At 72.5% G+C, this 14361-nt stretch carries 14 protein-coding genes; 3 read left to right on the top strand and 11 right to left on the bottom strand.

Annotated elements, in window-relative coordinates:
• Positions 1-134: 134 nt before the first annotated feature.
• Entirely contained in the window at positions 135-1328 is a 1194-nt protein-coding gene (locus ACN6LM_RS13800; RefSeq protein ID WP_445065642.1) for an RtcB family protein, read from the top strand.
• 33 nt (positions 1329-1361) lie between these two features.
• On the opposite strand, the gene ACN6LM_RS13795 is transcribed toward ACN6LM_RS13800, so the two are convergent.
• Together ACN6LM_RS13795 and ACN6LM_RS13790 are read right to left on the bottom strand one after the other, a co-directional pair.
• The gene (locus ACN6LM_RS13795) at positions 1362-2120 is read right to left on the bottom strand and encodes an SDR family NAD(P)-dependent oxidoreductase (protein ID WP_445065641.1); all 759 of its coding nucleotides are present in this window, start codon (positions 2118-2120) and stop codon (positions 1362-1364) included.
• 69 nt (positions 2121-2189) lie between these two features.
• On the bottom strand, positions 2190-2525 hold the full coding sequence (locus ACN6LM_RS13790; protein WP_164398621.1) for a YnfA family protein: 336 nt from the start codon (positions 2523-2525) through the stop codon (positions 2190-2192).
• A 61-nt stretch (positions 2526-2586) separates the two neighbouring features.
• Between ACN6LM_RS13790 and ACN6LM_RS13785 the strand changes: the two genes are divergently transcribed.
• Positions 2587-3069, top strand: a complete 483-nt coding sequence (locus ACN6LM_RS13785) for a MarR family winged helix-turn-helix transcriptional regulator (RefSeq protein ID WP_445065640.1) — start codon at positions 2587-2589, stop codon at positions 3067-3069.
• 45 nt (positions 3070-3114) lie between these two features.
• Here ACN6LM_RS13785 and ACN6LM_RS13780 read toward each other — a convergent pair whose 3' ends face one another.
• The 6 genes from ACN6LM_RS13780 to ACN6LM_RS13755 all read right to left on the bottom strand — a co-directional run bounded on the left by ACN6LM_RS13780 (position 3115) and on the right by ACN6LM_RS13755 (position 7439).
• Positions 3115-3849, bottom strand: a complete 735-nt coding sequence (locus ACN6LM_RS13780; protein WP_445065639.1) for a Mut7-C RNAse domain-containing protein — start codon at positions 3847-3849, stop codon at positions 3115-3117.
• A 42-nt stretch (positions 3850-3891) separates the two neighbouring features.
• A complete protein-coding gene (locus tag ACN6LM_RS13775; RefSeq protein ID WP_445065638.1) occupies positions 3892-4731 on the bottom strand; it encodes an NAD(P)H-binding protein in 840 nt (279 codons plus the stop codon).
• Positions 4732-4835: 104 nt separating this feature from the next.
• Positions 4836-5393, bottom strand: a complete 558-nt coding sequence (locus ACN6LM_RS13770) for a GNAT family N-acetyltransferase (protein WP_445065637.1) — start codon at positions 5391-5393, stop codon at positions 4836-4838.
• Between the two features lie 36 nt (positions 5394-5429).
• Positions 5430-6251, bottom strand: a complete 822-nt coding sequence (locus ACN6LM_RS13765; RefSeq protein WP_445065636.1) for an AraC family transcriptional regulator — start codon at positions 6249-6251, stop codon at positions 5430-5432.
• An 11-nt stretch (positions 6252-6262) separates the two neighbouring features.
• Positions 6263-6421, bottom strand: coding sequence for a hypothetical protein (locus ACN6LM_RS13760; RefSeq protein WP_445065635.1), 159 nt, complete (start codon positions 6419-6421; stop codon positions 6263-6265).
• A gap of 148 nt (positions 6422-6569) precedes the next feature.
• The gene (locus ACN6LM_RS13755) at positions 6570-7439 is read right to left on the bottom strand and encodes a LysR family transcriptional regulator (RefSeq protein WP_445065634.1); all 870 of its coding nucleotides are present in this window, start codon (positions 7437-7439) and stop codon (positions 6570-6572) included.
• Between the two features lie 119 nt (positions 7440-7558).
• Between ACN6LM_RS13755 and ACN6LM_RS13750 the strand changes: the two genes are divergently transcribed.
• Positions 7559-8158: a short chain dehydrogenase gene (locus ACN6LM_RS13750; RefSeq protein WP_445065633.1), complete on the top strand. Its 600-nt coding sequence runs from the start codon at positions 7559-7561 to the stop codon at positions 8156-8158.
• Between the two features lie 16 nt (positions 8159-8174).
• Here the strand turns inward: ACN6LM_RS13750 and ACN6LM_RS13745 are convergent, their stop codons facing one another.
• The 3 genes from ACN6LM_RS13745 to ACN6LM_RS13735 are packed head-to-tail and all read right to left on the bottom strand — an operon-like array spanning position 8175 to position 14271.
• Positions 8175-8834, bottom strand: a complete 660-nt coding sequence (locus ACN6LM_RS13745; protein WP_445065632.1) for a hypothetical protein — start codon at positions 8832-8834, stop codon at positions 8175-8177.
• The gene (locus ACN6LM_RS13740) at positions 8834-9169 is read right to left on the bottom strand and encodes a hypothetical protein (RefSeq protein WP_445065631.1); all 336 of its coding nucleotides are present in this window, start codon (positions 9167-9169) and stop codon (positions 8834-8836) included. The genes ACN6LM_RS13745 and ACN6LM_RS13740 overlap by 1 nt, the downstream gene beginning before the upstream one ends.
• Complete coding sequence (locus ACN6LM_RS13735) at positions 9166-14271, bottom strand: HD domain-containing protein (protein ID WP_445065630.1); 5106 nt, start codon at positions 14269-14271, stop codon at positions 9166-9168. The genes ACN6LM_RS13740 and ACN6LM_RS13735 overlap by 4 nt, the downstream gene beginning before the upstream one ends.
• Positions 14272-14361 lie beyond the last annotated feature (90 nt).

The raw sequence follows: 14361 nt of genomic DNA, 5'->3' as shown, positions 1-14361 counted from the left end.
GGTTGCCGCCCGATGGCGGCCGGTGGACACAATGTGTATCGCACGCGCCGCTGTGAACGCCGGTCGGACCGACTTTTCGCCGATCTTGGCGCCGGTTTTGCGCTTTCAGACTTTTCCGGGGGAAACGAGGGGTTATGTCGTATGTAGAAGTACCGGGTGCGAAGGTTCCCATCCGGATGTGGACCGACCCGGCGTCGGTCGAGGACGTGGCGATGCAGCAGCTGCGCAACGTCGCCACGCTGCCCTGGATCAAGGGCCTGGCCGTCATGCCCGACGTCCACTTCGGCAAGGGCGCCACGGTCGGCTCGGTGATCGCGATGCACGGCGCGGTCTGCCCGGCGGCGGTGGGCGTGGACATCGGCTGCGGCATGTCCGCGGTGAAGACCTCGCTGACCGCGAACGACCTCCCCGGCGACCTGTCCGGCCTCCGCTCGAAGATCGAGCAGGCCATCCCGGTCGGCCGCGGGATGCACGACGACCCGGTCGACCCGTCCGGCCTGTACGGCCTTGCGGCCGGGGGCTGGGACGACTTCTGGGGACGGTTTGACGGGGTGGCCGATGCGGTCAAGTTCCGTCAGGAACGGGCGACAAAGCAGATGGGAACGCTCGGAAGTGGCAATCACTTCATTGAGTTCTGTCTCGACGAGTCGGGTTCCGTCTGGCTCATGCTGCACTCCGGCTCGCGGAACATCGGCAAGGAACTCGCCGACTTCCACATCGGCCGGGCGCAGGGACTGCCGCACAACCAGGGCCTCGTCGACCGTGACCTCGCGGTCTTCCTCGCGGACACGGAGCCGATGCGCGAGTACCGCAACGACCTGTTCTGGGCGCAGGAGTACGCGAAGCACAACCGCGCGGTCATGATGGCGCTGTTCCAGAACGTCGTCCGCAAGGAGTTCAAGAAGGCCAAGGTCACCTTCGAACCGGTCATCTCCTGTCACCACAACTACGTGGCGGAGGAGCGGTACGACGGGATGGACCTGCTGGTGACCCGCAAGGGTGCGATCCGGGCCGGCTCCGGCGACTACGGGATCATCCCGGGCTCCATGGGCACCGGCTCGTACATCGTGAAGGGGCTCGGCAACGAGAAGTCCTTCAACTCGGCCTCGCACGGCGCCGGCCGCAAGATGAGCCGGAACGCGGCGAAGAAGCGCTTCTCCACGAAGGACCTGGCCGACCAGACGCGGGGCGTCGAGTGCCGCAAGGACTCCGGGGTCGTGGACGAGATCCCGGGCGCCTACAAGCCGATCGAGAAGGTCATCGACCAGCAGCGCGACCTGGTCGAGGTCGTCGCCAAGCTGAAGCAGGTCATCTGCGTGAAGGGCTGAGCCGGGGCCGGGTCTCCCCGGCCCCGGCCCGGCTCACACCGTGCGGTGCACCTTCGAGTTGGACGCCTGGGCCCGGGGGCGGACCACCAGGAGGTCGATGTTGACGTGGCTGGGGCGGGTGACCGCCCAGTTGATCGTGTCGGCCACGTCGTCGGCGGTGAGGGGGGCGTCCACGCCCGCGTAGACCTTGGCGGCCTTGTCCGTGTCGCCGCGGAAGCGGGTGGTGGCGAACTCCTCGGTCTTCACCATGCCCGGGGCGATCTCGATGACGCGGACCGGGGTGCCGACGATCTCCAGGCGCAGGGTCTCGGCCAGGACGTGTTCGCCGTGCTTGGCGGCCACGTAGCCGCCGCCGCCCTCGTAGGTGGAGAGGCCGGCCGTCGAGGAGAGGATGACCACCGTGCCGTCGCCGCTCGCGGTGAGGGCCGGCAGAAGGGCCTGGGTCACGTTGAGCGTGCCGATGACGTTCGTCTCGTACATCTGCCGCCAGTCCTGCGGGTCACCCGTGGCGACCGGATCGGCGCCCAGCGCGCCGCCCGCGTTGTTCACCAGGACCGCCAGGGAGCGGAAGGCGGTGGCGAACTCGTCCACCGCCGCGCGGTCGGTGACGTCCAGCGCGTAGGCCGTCGCCTGGTGCCCGGCCTCGGTGATCTCGGCGGCCAGGGCCTCGATGCGGTCCTTGCGGCGGGCGGTGAGCACGACGCGGTAGCCGGAGGCCGCCAGCTGCCGGGCGGTCGCGGCGCCGATGCCGCTGCTCGCTCCGGTGATGACGGCGATGGGGGTTGCGGCCATGGTCGGGCTCTCCTCGGACGGCTGAACGGTACGGTCGAACGGGGCCAGGATAGGCCGGGCGGGCCGGGGTCAGTGGTCGCGGGGGGCGTACATGATCACGGCCATCCCGGCCAGGCAGACCAGCGCGCCGGTCACGTCCCAGCGGTCCGGCCGGTAGCCGTCGGCGGCCATGCCCCAGGCGATCGAGCCCGCCACGAAGACCCCGCCGTACGCGGCGAGCACCCGCCCGAACTCGCCGTCCGGCTGGAGCGTCGCCACGAAGCCGTACGTGCCCAGCGCGATGATCCCCGCGCCGATCCAGGCCCACCCCCGGTGCTCGCGCACGCCCTGCCAGACGAGCCAGGCTCCGCCGATCTCGAAGAGCGCGGCGAGGACGAACAGGGCGGTGGAGCGGAGCACGGACATGGGAGCAGGGTGCCACGGCCGCGGGCCCGTGCGGTGACCTGGGACTTCGTACACTCTCCGCATGCCGCCGAAGCAGCCCCCCCGCCGCAGCACCCTGCTGGCCGAGATGTCCGTCGTGTCGCGGCGCTACATGGCCGCGTACGCGCTGTTCAACCAGGCCGTCGCCGACCGGCTGGGGCTGCACCCGACCGACCTCCAGTGCCTGAACCTGCTCAGCCTGGAGCCGGCGCCCGTCACCACGGGCCGCGTCGCCGAGCTGACCGGCCTCACCACCGGCTCGGCGACCCGGCTGGTGGACCGGCTCGTGCGGGCCGGTTACGTGACCCGGGCACGGGACACCGCGGACCGGCGGCGGGTGCTCGTGGCGACGGTGCCCGAGCGCATGGCGGAGTTCGGCGCGGTGTGGAAGCGGCTGAACGGCGGCTGGGACGCGCTGTTCGACGCGTACGACGACGACGAGGTCGCCCTGCTCCTCGGCCATATGCGGCGGACGGTCGAGCTGAGCACGGTGCAGATCGCGCGGCTGCGGGAGGGCGACGCCTGAGGCTCCCGGTCTCAGCCCGCCACCGCTCTCAGCCCGCCACCGCTCTCAGCCCGCCACCGGGCCGAAGTCGCGTACCGCTTCCGCGACGATCGCCTCCAGGCGGGCGTGGTGCGCGCCCCGCCAGTAGACCCGCCCGCACTCCACGCACTGCGCGAACACGTCGTACGTACGGCGCGTCCCGTGTTCCAGGTGCCGCCCGACCGTGTCCTTGTCGGCCGCCGTCAGCGGGCCGTTGCAGGCGGTGCACCGGGTCCACGGGGCGAGCGCCGGGGCGAACCGCTCCAGGACGTCCCGCAGCTGCTCGTCCGGCCGGTCGCTGTACACGTACGCCCCGGCCCAGAGTTCGCGGCGGTGCAGCAGCCCCCGGTCCCGGGAGAGCAGGACGCGCCGCTCCTTCGCGGAGAGCGCGGCCAGGGCCGGGTCGCCGATGTCCTCGCTCTCGTACGCGGCGTCGACGCCGAGCAGCCGGAGCCTGCGGGCGAGGGTCCCGAGGTGGACGTCGAGCAGGAAGCGCAGGGGCGCCCCCGGCACCTGCTGCGGGCGGGACACCGGGCGGACCTCGACCAGCTCCCCGGCGGCCGGGATGTGCGAGGCGGGGGCCGGGCGGCCGTCGACGAGGAGTTCACCGGCCTCGGTGAGCGGAATGCCCAGGGACTCGACGACATGGCCGAGCGTGGACGAACCGTCGGTGATCACCGGCGTCCGCCCCTGCCGGCGCCCATGGGCCACGAAGAGCCTGAGTCCGGGGGCGACTTCGAGGTGGATCTCCGGTCCGTTCACCTGGTCAGGATGCCATCGGGGGCCCCGCGACGCCCATGGATTTCAGGGCCGGAAGGCGGCGGCGTGCTCGGCGGCCCAGGCGGCGAAGGTGCGGGCCGGGTGGCCGGTCAGCTTCTCCACCCCGTCGGCCACCTCTGCGGGCGTGCCGTCGGTGGTCGCCCAGTAGGCGAGCAGCCCGTCGGCGACCTCGGCCGGCATGAAGGACGCCATGGACTCCTTCCAGGCGGCCGGGCTCACCTCGTTGACGGCGGCCGGGGTGCCGGTGGCGTCGGCCAGGATGCGGACCTGCTCGGCGGCGCTGAGGGACTCCGGCCCGGTGAGGTGGTGGGCGGCGCCCTGGAGGGCCGGGTCGGTGAGCGCGGCGAGGGCGGCCTCGGCGATGTCGGTCTCGTGGATCGGGCTGCCCTCGCTGCGGGGGTAGGGGAGGTCGACGGGGCGCCCGGAGCGGAAGGCCCCCGCCCAGCCGTACGCGTTGGTGGCGAAGGCGCCGGGACGCAGCAGGGTCGTGGTGAGCGGTGAGGCGAGCAGCGCCTGCTCCACCGCGTGGTGCGCGGCGGCGATCGGGTTGGTTTCCGGGTCGGGGGCCAGGACCGAGCTGGAGGACAGCAGCACGATGTGGCGTACTCCGGCGGCCCGGGCGGCGGTGACGAAGGCGTCGATGTGCGCGGGTTCCGCGTACAGGAAGACGGAGTCGACGCCCTCCAGGGCGGCGGGGAACGTGCCCGGGTCGCCGAGGTCGCAGGTCACGGCGGGGACGCCGGGCGGCGGGGTCAGCTCGGCGGCGTTGCGCGAGGCGGCGCGGACGGCGTGGCCGCCCTGGTGCAGGAGGGTGGTGAGCGCGGTGCCGACACGGCCGCGGCAGCCGGTGACGAGCGTGAGCATGGATCTCCTCGGCATGGTTGAATGCGCCACGCATAGATTGCGCGACGCAGGTAAATATCCAGGAAGCGGTGGCACCCGGTCAAACGGGATATCCGCCCCACCCGTCAAACGGGATCTCCGCCCCAGCCGTCCGCGTGCAGGTCGAGCCGCCAGTCGTTGGTGAGGAGCGGGTGACCGGGCGGGTACTCGATCTCGCACGCGCCGAGCAGCGTGAAGCCCACCTTGCGGCAGACACCGTTCGACGGGCCGTTCTCCACGGACGGGTAGGCGTGCAGATAGCGGTGCTTGCGCGCGGCGCGCGCCGCGTCGGCCACCGCGCGCGTGGCGGCCGAGGCGATGCCCCGGCCCTGGAACTCCGGCAGGACCGTCCAGCCCGTCTCGTACACCTCCTGGTCCCGCCAGGTGCGCTCCCAGAAGCCGATGGCGCCCACGGCCTCCGCCTCACCGGCCAGGGCGACGCGGAACATGCGGCCCCGGCCCGTCCGGTCGGCGCTGAGCGCGACGTAGCGGGCGTGGCGCGCTGTCAGCTGCTCCTCCGTCTCGGGCCCGCCCAGATGGTCCGTCAGCTCCGGTGCGTTGGCCCGGCGGAGCAGGTCCAGGTCGCCGTCGGACCAGGGCTCGATGCGTACGGATGATGCCGCGGCGCGCTGCACAGAGGTCATGCCCGCACTGTAGGGCGCGGCACTGGCAGCGGGGTGTCAGCGGGCGCCCAGCGCCGTGGGGGGTACGCCGAGCGTCGCCGTGAAGTCCCGGACCAGGTGCGCCTGGTCGCTGTAGCCGAGGTCGGCGGCGAGGGCCGCCCAGTCCACGTCCGGGTCCGCCCCGGCGCGTTCCAGCGCCTCGTGGATGCGGTAGCGCAGGATGACCCACTTCGGGCCGACCCCGACGTACCCGGCGAACAGCCGTTGCAGGGAGCGCGCCGACACGCCCTCGGCGCGGGCGAGCCCGTCCACGCGCAGGATCGTGCGGTCGGTGCGCACCAGGTCCACCAGGGCCATCGCGAGATCGGCGCGCGGATCGGGCTCGGGGGCGAGCGCCAGCAGGTACGCGTCGAGCGCGGCGACCCGGTCGTCCTCGGCCGCCGGGTCGAGCACGGCGGCGGGCGGTGCGGTTGGCGCGAACACGTCGGCCGCCGGGAGCCGCCGGCCCGTCCACCGCGAGACGGGCGCCCCAGGCGCGAACGGCCGGAACCCGCCCGGCCGGAACTGCACGCCGCAGACCCGCCCGCGCCCCTCCAGCTTCTGCGTGAACAGCTCCAGGCCGATGCCCGAGACCTCGGCGTACCCCGCCTCCTCGTCGCCGCAGCCCGCGTACCGCTCGAAGACGAGGTTGACGCTGGGGTGCGGGACGAGATGCGAGGCGTACGGCTGCGCGAGGTCCCAGTCGATCAGCCAGTAGTGCTCCAGATACCGCCGCAGTCCGGGCGCGGGCTCGCGGCGCCGGAACTGTACGTGCGCGAACAGCTCGGGCGCGTCGACGATGCCCCGGGTGTCGCGCCGGGGACCTCCGTGACCGGCCATGGCGGGAGATCCTAGGGCCGCTCCTGTTCCTCGGCCAGCCGGGCGGCCTGCTGGGTGTACGGGGACGGCGGGGCGGGGTGCCCGCGCCGCCACCAGGTGCTCACGGCCGTGTAGAGGCCGCTGGCGAGGAGCAGCGCGGGGATGGACAGGGTCAGGAGTGTGTCGCCCATGGCAGCCTCCTTCGGGAGGGCGGTGCCTCCTGCATCGGCAGGGCGGACGGGCCGGCTGAAGATCACTCTTCGGCCATTGAATGGCCGGATACGGCCGGCCTACATCTGTCCGTCGAGCACATGACCGCAGGTGGGGGCGCGGGCCGGCTCAGTCGCCGCTCACCACGTCCCGGACCGCCGTCAGGAAGTCCTCCGTGCGCGGATGCGTGGGATGAACGGGACGCGCGAGGTAGACGGTCGCGGCGGGCGCGTCGGCCACCCGTACGAACCGGACGCCCGGGTGGCCGTGGCTCTCGGCCGTCCCCGCCGCCCCCAGGCCGAAGGCGCCCCCGGCGGCGATGAGGTTCAGCCACTCGTCCACATTGCCGACCTCGACGGTGCGGTCCGGGCGGTGCTCCGGGGGCCACAGGCCGGGCGACGCGGTGCCGGTGTCCGGCCACAGGGCGAGGGGGAGGGCTTGGCGGGCGGTCAGTTCGGCCAGCAGGACCCGGTCCCGGCCGGCGAGCGGGTGGTCGTCGGGCAGGGCGGCGACCCGGTCCTCCGTGTACAGCGCCTCGGTCCGGATGCGGGGGTCGGCGGGGACGGTGCGGAGCACGGCGACGTCGGTGTCCCCGGTGGCCAGGCCCGCCGTGCTGTTGTCCTGGCGGACCACGTCGAGCGGGATGTGCGGGTGCGCCCGGCGCCACGAGCGCAGCAGCGGCACGGTCTGCCGCCCGAGGACCGCGCAGGTGTAGCCGATGCGCAGGGGGCGGGGGACGGTACGGGTGTCGGCGAGGGCCGCGTCGAGATGGGCGAGGATCGCCCGCCCGTGCCCGAGCAGGGTCTGCCCGGCCGGGGTGAGCGTCAGATGCCGGGGCGAACGGTCGACCAGCCGGACGCCGACCCGGGACTCCAGCTGGGCCAGCGTGCGCGAGAGGGCGGGCTGCGTCATGTGCAGCCGGACCGCGGCGGCGGTGATGGTGCCCGCCTCGGCCACCGCGTCCAGCGCCCGGAGGTGGCGCAGCTCCACATCATCCATGCCTGAGGAGCATAGTCCCTGCGCAGACGGCATTTCCGGCGCGCTCGCGGGGTCCGTAGCGTCGAAGGTGCCGGGGCTCTCCCGGCCTCCCTGGACACACGATGGACGGACGGTGCGACATGCGGATTCTCCTGGTCGGCGCGGCGGGCACGCTGGGCGGCGCGGTACGGAAGGCGCTGACGGCGCGCGGTCACACGGTGATCGGGGTCGGCCGCTCGGGCGGTGACCTGGTGGCCGATGTGACCCGGCCCGACGAGGTCGCCCGGCTCTACGCGGAGGCCGGCCCGCTGGACGCGGTCGCGGTCACCGCCGGTGACGCGGTGTTCCGCCCGCTCGCCGAGCTGACCCCCGACGACTTCGCGGCCACGCTCCGCGACAAGGCCCTGAGCCAGTTCGACCTGGTCCGCCAGGGCGCGGCCCACCTGCCCCCGCACGGCTCGTTCACCCTGGTCAGCGGCATCCTGACCGAGGAGCCCGTCGTGGCCGGCGCAGCCGCCTCCGCGGCGAACGGGGCGGTGGAGGCGTTCGTCCGGGCCGCCGCGATCGAACTCCCGCCCCAGCGCGTCAACGCGGTCAGCCCCACGGTGGCCGAGGAGTCCCTGCCCGCCTACGGCCCCTTCTTCGCCGGCGTCGAAGCGGTCCCGGCGGCCCGCGTGGCCACGGCGTACGTCCGCTCGGTCGAGGGTGCGCAGACGGGGCGGGTGTACCGGGTCCGGTAGGGGTCCCGATGCGCTGTCAGCAGCCGGACGCGGGCGCGGCGCTCAGGGCCTGCGTGCCCCAGGCCAGGGTGCGCAGGGAGTCCTTGGGGCTGCCGCCGCCCGACGCGGCGGCGCCGCTCGCCTTGACGCGGACGGTGACGCCGGAGGGGCCGAGGGACACCAGTTCGCCGCAGACCGTCCCTTCGCGCGTGTGGACGGTGACCGTCGCGGCGCCCTTCTCGCTCGCGGGCGCCACCCAGGTCGCCAGCACCCCGGCCGCCGTGGCCACCACCCCGGCAACGGCGAGCCAGCGGGCACGGTTGACGTACAGGGCGGTGCGCGCGAGCTCCCTCTTCTCCCACTGGATGAGCTGGATCTCGTCCACGTGCTCCAACGCGTCCTTCGGCCGCCCGTGCGCGGCCGAGGCCGCGGTGAAGGCCGACGACAGCAGGGCCAGCAGGCCGGCCGCGATGGCGCCCACGACGCTCCACCGGTAGACGGGCGTCAGCTCGGCGACGTTCTCGCGCCCCTTCAGCACCAGGACGGCCGCCAGGAGCGCGGTCGCGGTGGCGAGGAAGTTGCGCCAGCCCTCGGCCTGGTGGCGGGCGATGGCGAGCTGGGACTGGAGCATGTCGTACAGGCGTTGGCGGGCCTGGAGGCGGATCGCCCGTGCGGACAGGCGGGGCAGTCCGGCCATCAGGCGCCCTGCCCTGTGACCGGCCCCGGGACGACCTTCCACCACGCGCCGCAGCCCTCGCGTTCCAGGGGGTCGTCGGGGTGGGTGAACGGGCATTCGCAGTGCATGGTGCGTGACTCGGCGGCCGGTGCCGTGGAACCGCCGTCCCGCCTCCGGAGCCAGCGCTTGGGCACGGCACCGGGAGTGAGCTGGGGCAGCGCGAACACGTTCGTGCCGTGGCAGACCGGACAGGTGCCGGTGAACTCGGTGGCCCCCACCTCGCTCATGCGCTCCCGCAGATCGGCGGGCGGCGGGACCTGCTGCTCGTGGTACGGGGCGTTCCGATGGGTGGTCACGCGGGCTCCTTCTCCGTGCCGGCGACAAGGGGTGCCTCTTCGGTGGGGACGCGGAGGCCGAACCACGGCGCGTAGTGCGCCAGGCGCCGGCGGACCTCGGTGACCTCCAGCTCGGTCTCCTCGGCGGCCAGCTGGATGTGCTCGTGCGTCACGTCACCGGCGAGGGCCGGTTCGCTGCCGGTGAGATGCCGGGTGAGGAGGACGACGTCCAGGCAGTCGGGGGCGTGGTCGTCGTCCGGGGCGGGGTTGTCGGGTGCGATGCGGTCCGCGAACAGCCCGAGTTCCGGGTAGGAGGCGAGGGCCTGGTGGGTTGCGTTGAGGCCGAGGTTCAGGCGTACGGCGGTGATGGTGAGAGTGAGGGGGGTGACGTTTCCTTGCACCAGGGGATGGAACTGGAACAGCTCCTCCAGTCTGGCCCGGAGGGACGGGTCCAGCTCCTGACCGGGTGCCGAGCCGTCCGATGGTGCGTGGGCGGCTGGGACCGCCGGGGCACCGACGAGTTCGTAGGGCCGGAGCTCGGCGACCGCTGTCGCCAGATCGACGTCGCGGTCGCGGGCGTAGCTGACGATCTCCCGGCGGGTGAGTTTGCTCCTCCAGCCGTTGCCCATGGATGTGTACAGGGCCGTGGCCACAGCGAGGTTCGGTCGCAGGGCCCGGGCCTCCTCGGGCACGGAAGGGACTGTGATGCCGTAGGGCCTAGCCGCCTGGCGCATGGCCACGGCGATGTCACCGACTGTGGCCGTGTGGCACGTGGCAAGAAACACCAGGAACTCGAAGCCGATGGAGCTCGCCGCGAGTCCGGGGGAGCTCGGGAAGGTCCAGCCTCCCCCACCCGAGAAGCGCGGTGGGTCGCTGACGCTCAGGAACTCCTGGCGTTCTCCAGGTGAGGATCGCCACCATGCGCGGACTGTTTCTGCGGCCTCGGCGCAGACCAATCCTGACGTGGAAAGCGTCTCGACCGCCTCGATCTCCTCTTCCCAGGAGTCGGGTTCCGGTGCGCTCCGCACAGCCTGCAGCACCGCCCGCGCGCTCAACGGTCCGTCGGTCGCCTCGTTCTCGGCTTCGAGAACGGACCACCAGGAAGGAGCCTTGATCGAGGCGAGAGGGGTGCCCGAGGGATCCTCCATCGGCAGCCGTAGCCGGTTGGTGACCTCCCGGACAATCCCGGCCGTGTACCCCACCGTCGGGTCGCCCCGCCGCGCAGACAGTCCGACGAGCCACAGCAGATCGAAGAACGGGGTCCACAGCAGCCGCTCCGCCAGCGAGCGGCGTTCCACGCCCAGGGCCGCTCGGTCGCCGTCCGCCAGACGGGCGTCGCCCACCTCCTCGCGCACTTCGAAGCCGAACCGCTCGTACCTTCGGGCGACGGCCGCGACGGTAGCCGCTTCGATGCCCAGCACGTCGTCGATGCAGGCGGCGAGGACGGGGGTGACGACTGCCGGCAGCCCGTTCAGGAAGAGATCCGGGTCGGTGTCGAGGATGGCGAGTTCCTGCTGGTCCGGGATGTGCCGTGCGAGCTCACCGAGTTCCGGAGGCTCCGGGATTCCGGGATCCAGTACGCACAGCCTGCGGACCAGGTCCGCGATTTCCTGGAGTGTCTTGCCGGCCCGGCCGGCAGCCACCAGAAGGGGGAGATGGGCCGGCGGTTCAAGATGCTCCCAGCCTGAACGAGGACTGCCCTGCGCGGTGTACGCGGCGTGGACGTCAGCCATCAGTGGGCTGATGTGGAGGTCGGCCAGGTGCCGGATGTCGGCCAGCTCGGGGATGGGGACTCCGGCAACGGCGTAGCGCCGGAGAGCGCGCACCACGGTCCTCAGGTCGTGGCCGCTGTCCGCCGCCGCATAGAGAGCGGTGTGCAAGGAACTCAGGGAGCTGCTCGGCTTGTCACGGAACAGCACCGTGTCCAGGGCTGCGAAGGCAGGGAACCCGGCCGGGTGTCCGATCTTGGAGCGAGCAGCCGACGGCCGGAGCGCCTGTCTGGCGACATCGACCAGTTGGGACCGCCACCAGCGGAAGAAGAGGGAGGGCGAGCCGGCCGGTTCGGACGGGCCCCGGCTCGTCCTGTCCGCGGGGAGGGAGCCGAGCACGGCAAGGGGTGGGCACTCGCCTGGCGTGGTCACGTCGTCGCCGTGCCACTGGCTGACAGTGACGCGGACATTGCTGGACAGCAGGTGCTGCACTACCACCTCGCCGGTGCGGGCGTCGTCCTCGGTGAGCTGCCACAGCCAGCGGAGGGGCAGCGGGTCCCAGTGCTTCAAGGTGTCAACGACCTCAGCCAGGTCCTGCCGGACCAGGTCGGCCGCGAAGCCCTGAAGCCGGTTGCGGTTGACGCTGAGGTCCGGGGCGTGTCGGCGACGCAGGTTGACGACGTAGCCATGCGGTCTCTCGTCGTCCCCCACAAAGATCCCGTCCACCAGCCGGGCGCCCATGCCCCGGACCCACCACGGGCCCTCTGACGACTTAGGAGGTACCACGGGAGTGATCGACTTCAGTACGCCCGGTTCCCAGCTGTCCGAGTCGTGCGGAGTGATGAGGTTGTCCTCCACGGACAGCCGCACCGGCGTGTGCCAGACCTGCTCCCGCATGATCCTGACGACCGAGGGCGGCGACTCGGCGAACTCGGGCCGCAGGTAGAGGCGGACGCGGGTGCCGGGCCTCTCCATGGACCAGTCCGGGGAGGACCGCATCAGCCCGGAGTCCGAGGTCACGTGCACGTGGTGGCCCGTTTCGCCGCTGCCGAATCCGCTCCCGTTGGCCGGAAGGGTGGTCACCTCGATCGTCTCCGCCAGCATGAAGTAGCTGAAGACGCCGATCCCGAACCGGCTGTTCAGCTCCGGCCGTACCCCCTGGCGGCGCCAGCGCCGCAGCTCGCGTACGTGCTGCGGCGACTGCTCGAAGCGGCGGCCGGCCCGCGAGAAGAGCTTGTCGAGCTCGTCCTCGGTCATGCCGATGCCGTTGTCCGTGCAGTCCAGGTAGACCCGCCCGTCCTCGCTACGGCCGAGGACGAAGGTGATCTCGTACGTGGACAGCTCCCTGACGGGAGTGCCGGCGCGCAGGCCGCTCTCCTGCGGGACGGCGACGGCGTAGCTCTGGCGGGCATGACGGCGCCGGCAGGCGTCCAGCGCGTTCTGGTACAGCTCGCGGAGGGCGAGCATGTGGTCGCCGTACAGCTGCGTGCCCATGATGAGCGGCTTGACGCCGTCCTCGGAGAGCTGGAAGCGGGGCGGCGGGGACTTGTAGCTCTCGTCCCGGGGCTCCATGCCGCTGGTGCCGACGTCGCGGGGGAGCCTGGCGTAGAGCGGATGTCTGCGGTGGGCGTCGCGGAGTTCCTGCGCGGCGGCGGCTGCCGTCTGCGCCTGGCGGTCCAGCGCCACGTGCAGCGCAGGTCCCGGGCACTCGAACAGCAGGCCCCAGTCGTGGTCGCGGGAGGGGGCGAAGCCGCCGTCGTCCAGGCCGGCGAGGAGTGTCGCCGGGTCGGTCACGTCGTCGCCGAGGTGGTCCACGACGATCCCGTCCAGCATCCGGGGGTCGATGGCGAGCAGCTCCGCCACGTGCAGCAGACCGGCCAGCTGGGCGGGGCGCCAGGTCGTCGTGTCGGCGAGCATGAGGCGTTCGGTCAGCTCGTCCTCCCACTTTTTCCCGTCCGGGGCCTTCGTCCCCGGGCGGGTGTACATCTGGGAGACCACCTGGAGGAGCGCGTCACGCAGGCGGTTGCGCCGGGTGGTGTTCGGCGTGATCTCGAGGAACGCGGCGTACTCGGCGACGTCCGTCACGAGCCTGAGGACGTCCGCCATGCTCTTCAGGGCGCCGATCCCCTTGTCCCCGTCCTGCGACTGGCACCAGAGCTGGTCCCAGTCGGCCGGGAGCCGGTGCCTCAGCCACTGTTCGGCGGCGACCGCCGCTTCGGTCGCGCCGGTGTCCCGCAGCCGCCGGCGCTTGGCGTCGATCTGCTGGTAGGCCCGCCGGACGTCCTCCATGTCGTGTCCGAGGTGGTCCCGGTACGTGTCGCCGGCGCCGGGCCGGGCCTCCTCGCCCTGGCCGGGCCCGGCCGGCGGGTACAGCTCCGCCAGGGCCCGGCGGCTGCACGCCACGGCCGCCTCGCGGGCGAACGGGGCGGCCAGCAGGACGACCACCTCGAGGGGGCTCAGCCGCCCGTCCGGGCCGTCCGGGACGAGCCGGTCGAGCTGGACGAGCACGCGCTCGGGGAACTGGAGGTCCTCCCAGAGGTCCGGGCCCGCCTTGCGCACCCGGTCGGCGTCGTACTTGATCCGCAGAACCCGGTCGATCAGGAGGCTGATGCGGTCCTTGAGCCGGCCGGTCACCACCTCGTCGCCGGCCACCCGGGTCCACAGCGGCGAGTCGTGCATGGCAGCGGTCCAGCCGCCGGAGCCACGTCCGGACGCGCAGATCTCCCGTCGGGAGGGCTCGGCCGGAGGATCACCGAGGGGACTGCCCAGCCACGTCACGTCCACCGGGTGCCGGCTCCCGTTGTCCCGGGCGATCTCCTCGGTCCGGTGCTTCACATGGGTGAGCACCTCGGAGACCGTGCGCCACGGGGTGTCCGGCGACAGCACCTCGGCCAGTGCCCGGCCCATGAAGCTGCCCTCCTCGGTGCCCATGGCCCGCTCGCCCGCCACGCACGCCTGCACCAGCACGACGTTGCGGCGCTCGTGCGACGCCTCCGGCGGGGGCGGTGTCCCGATGTCCGGATCGGCCTCGTCCCGGCAGGCGTCGAGGCAGAGCATCACGGTGGCCGCTGAACGCAACCTGCCCAGCAGCTCGTTGGGTGCCACCTTGATCAGGCTGCGCAGCAGCTCCGGATCGGCGTTGGCGGGCACCAGGTAATCCGCGTCGGCCCGGCGCACCCCGTGGCCGGTGAAGTAGACGAGGGCGAAGTCGTCGTCCCGGCACTCGGCGAGGAAGGCGTTGAGAGCCAGCATGATGCCGTCGCCGGTCGCCGCTGCCTCCGTGTCCAGCACGGTGATCGCCGAAGCCGGGTAATCGGACCGGATCAAGGCGTCCCGGATCAGGGTCAGGTCCTGATGGACGAATTCCAGGTCCGGCTGAGGGGCCGCGATCAGCAAAGCCCGTGATACGCCCATGACGGAGCGGTCTCCTCCCCCTGCGCCACGGAGCACCGGCCCCCTGGCGCCGCACTGTCGTCAGCGCAACAGTACGGCCCGAACCCCCTC

It is taken from the genome of Streptomyces sp. SAS_281 (assembly GCF_052542855.1).
The sequence above is the reverse complement of the archived record's forward strand: the minus strand, read 5'-3'. Positions and strand labels throughout refer to the sequence as shown.

Coding starts and splice junctions, on each gene's coding strand:
- ACN6LM_RS13735 (WP_445065630.1), bottom strand. CDS start 14,271: ATGGGCGTATCACGGGCTTTGCTGATCGCGGCCCCTCAGCCGGACCTG.
- ACN6LM_RS13765 (WP_445065636.1), bottom strand. CDS start 6,251: ATGGCCGGTCACGGAGGTCCCCGGCGCGACACCCGGGGCATCGTCGAC.
- ACN6LM_RS13785 (WP_445065640.1), top strand. CDS start 2,587: ATGCCGCCGAAGCAGCCCCCCCGCCGCAGCACCCTGCTGGCCGAGATG.
- ACN6LM_RS13800 (WP_445065642.1), top strand. CDS start 135: ATGTCGTATGTAGAAGTACCGGGTGCGAAGGTTCCCATCCGGATGTGG.
- ACN6LM_RS13755 (WP_445065634.1), bottom strand. CDS start 7,439: ATGGATGATGTGGAGCTGCGCCACCTCCGGGCGCTGGACGCGGTGGCC.
- ACN6LM_RS13760 (WP_445065635.1), bottom strand. CDS start 6,421: ATGGGCGACACACTCCTGACCCTGTCCATCCCCGCGCTGCTCCTCGCC.
- ACN6LM_RS13795 (WP_445065641.1), bottom strand. CDS start 2,120: ATGGCCGCAACCCCCATCGCCGTCATCACCGGAGCGAGCAGCGGCATC.
- ACN6LM_RS13770 (WP_445065637.1), bottom strand. CDS start 5,393: ATGACCTCTGTGCAGCGCGCCGCGGCATCATCCGTACGCATCGAGCCC.
- ACN6LM_RS13775 (WP_445065638.1), bottom strand. CDS start 4,731: ATGCTCACGCTCGTCACCGGCTGCCGCGGCCGTGTCGGCACCGCGCTC.
- ACN6LM_RS13745 (WP_445065632.1), bottom strand. CDS start 8,834: ATGGCCGGACTGCCCCGCCTGTCCGCACGGGCGATCCGCCTCCAGGCC.
- ACN6LM_RS13750 (WP_445065633.1), top strand. CDS start 7,559: ATGCGGATTCTCCTGGTCGGCGCGGCGGGCACGCTGGGCGGCGCGGTA.
- ACN6LM_RS13790 (WP_164398621.1), bottom strand. CDS start 2,525: ATGTCCGTGCTCCGCTCCACCGCCCTGTTCGTCCTCGCCGCGCTCTTC.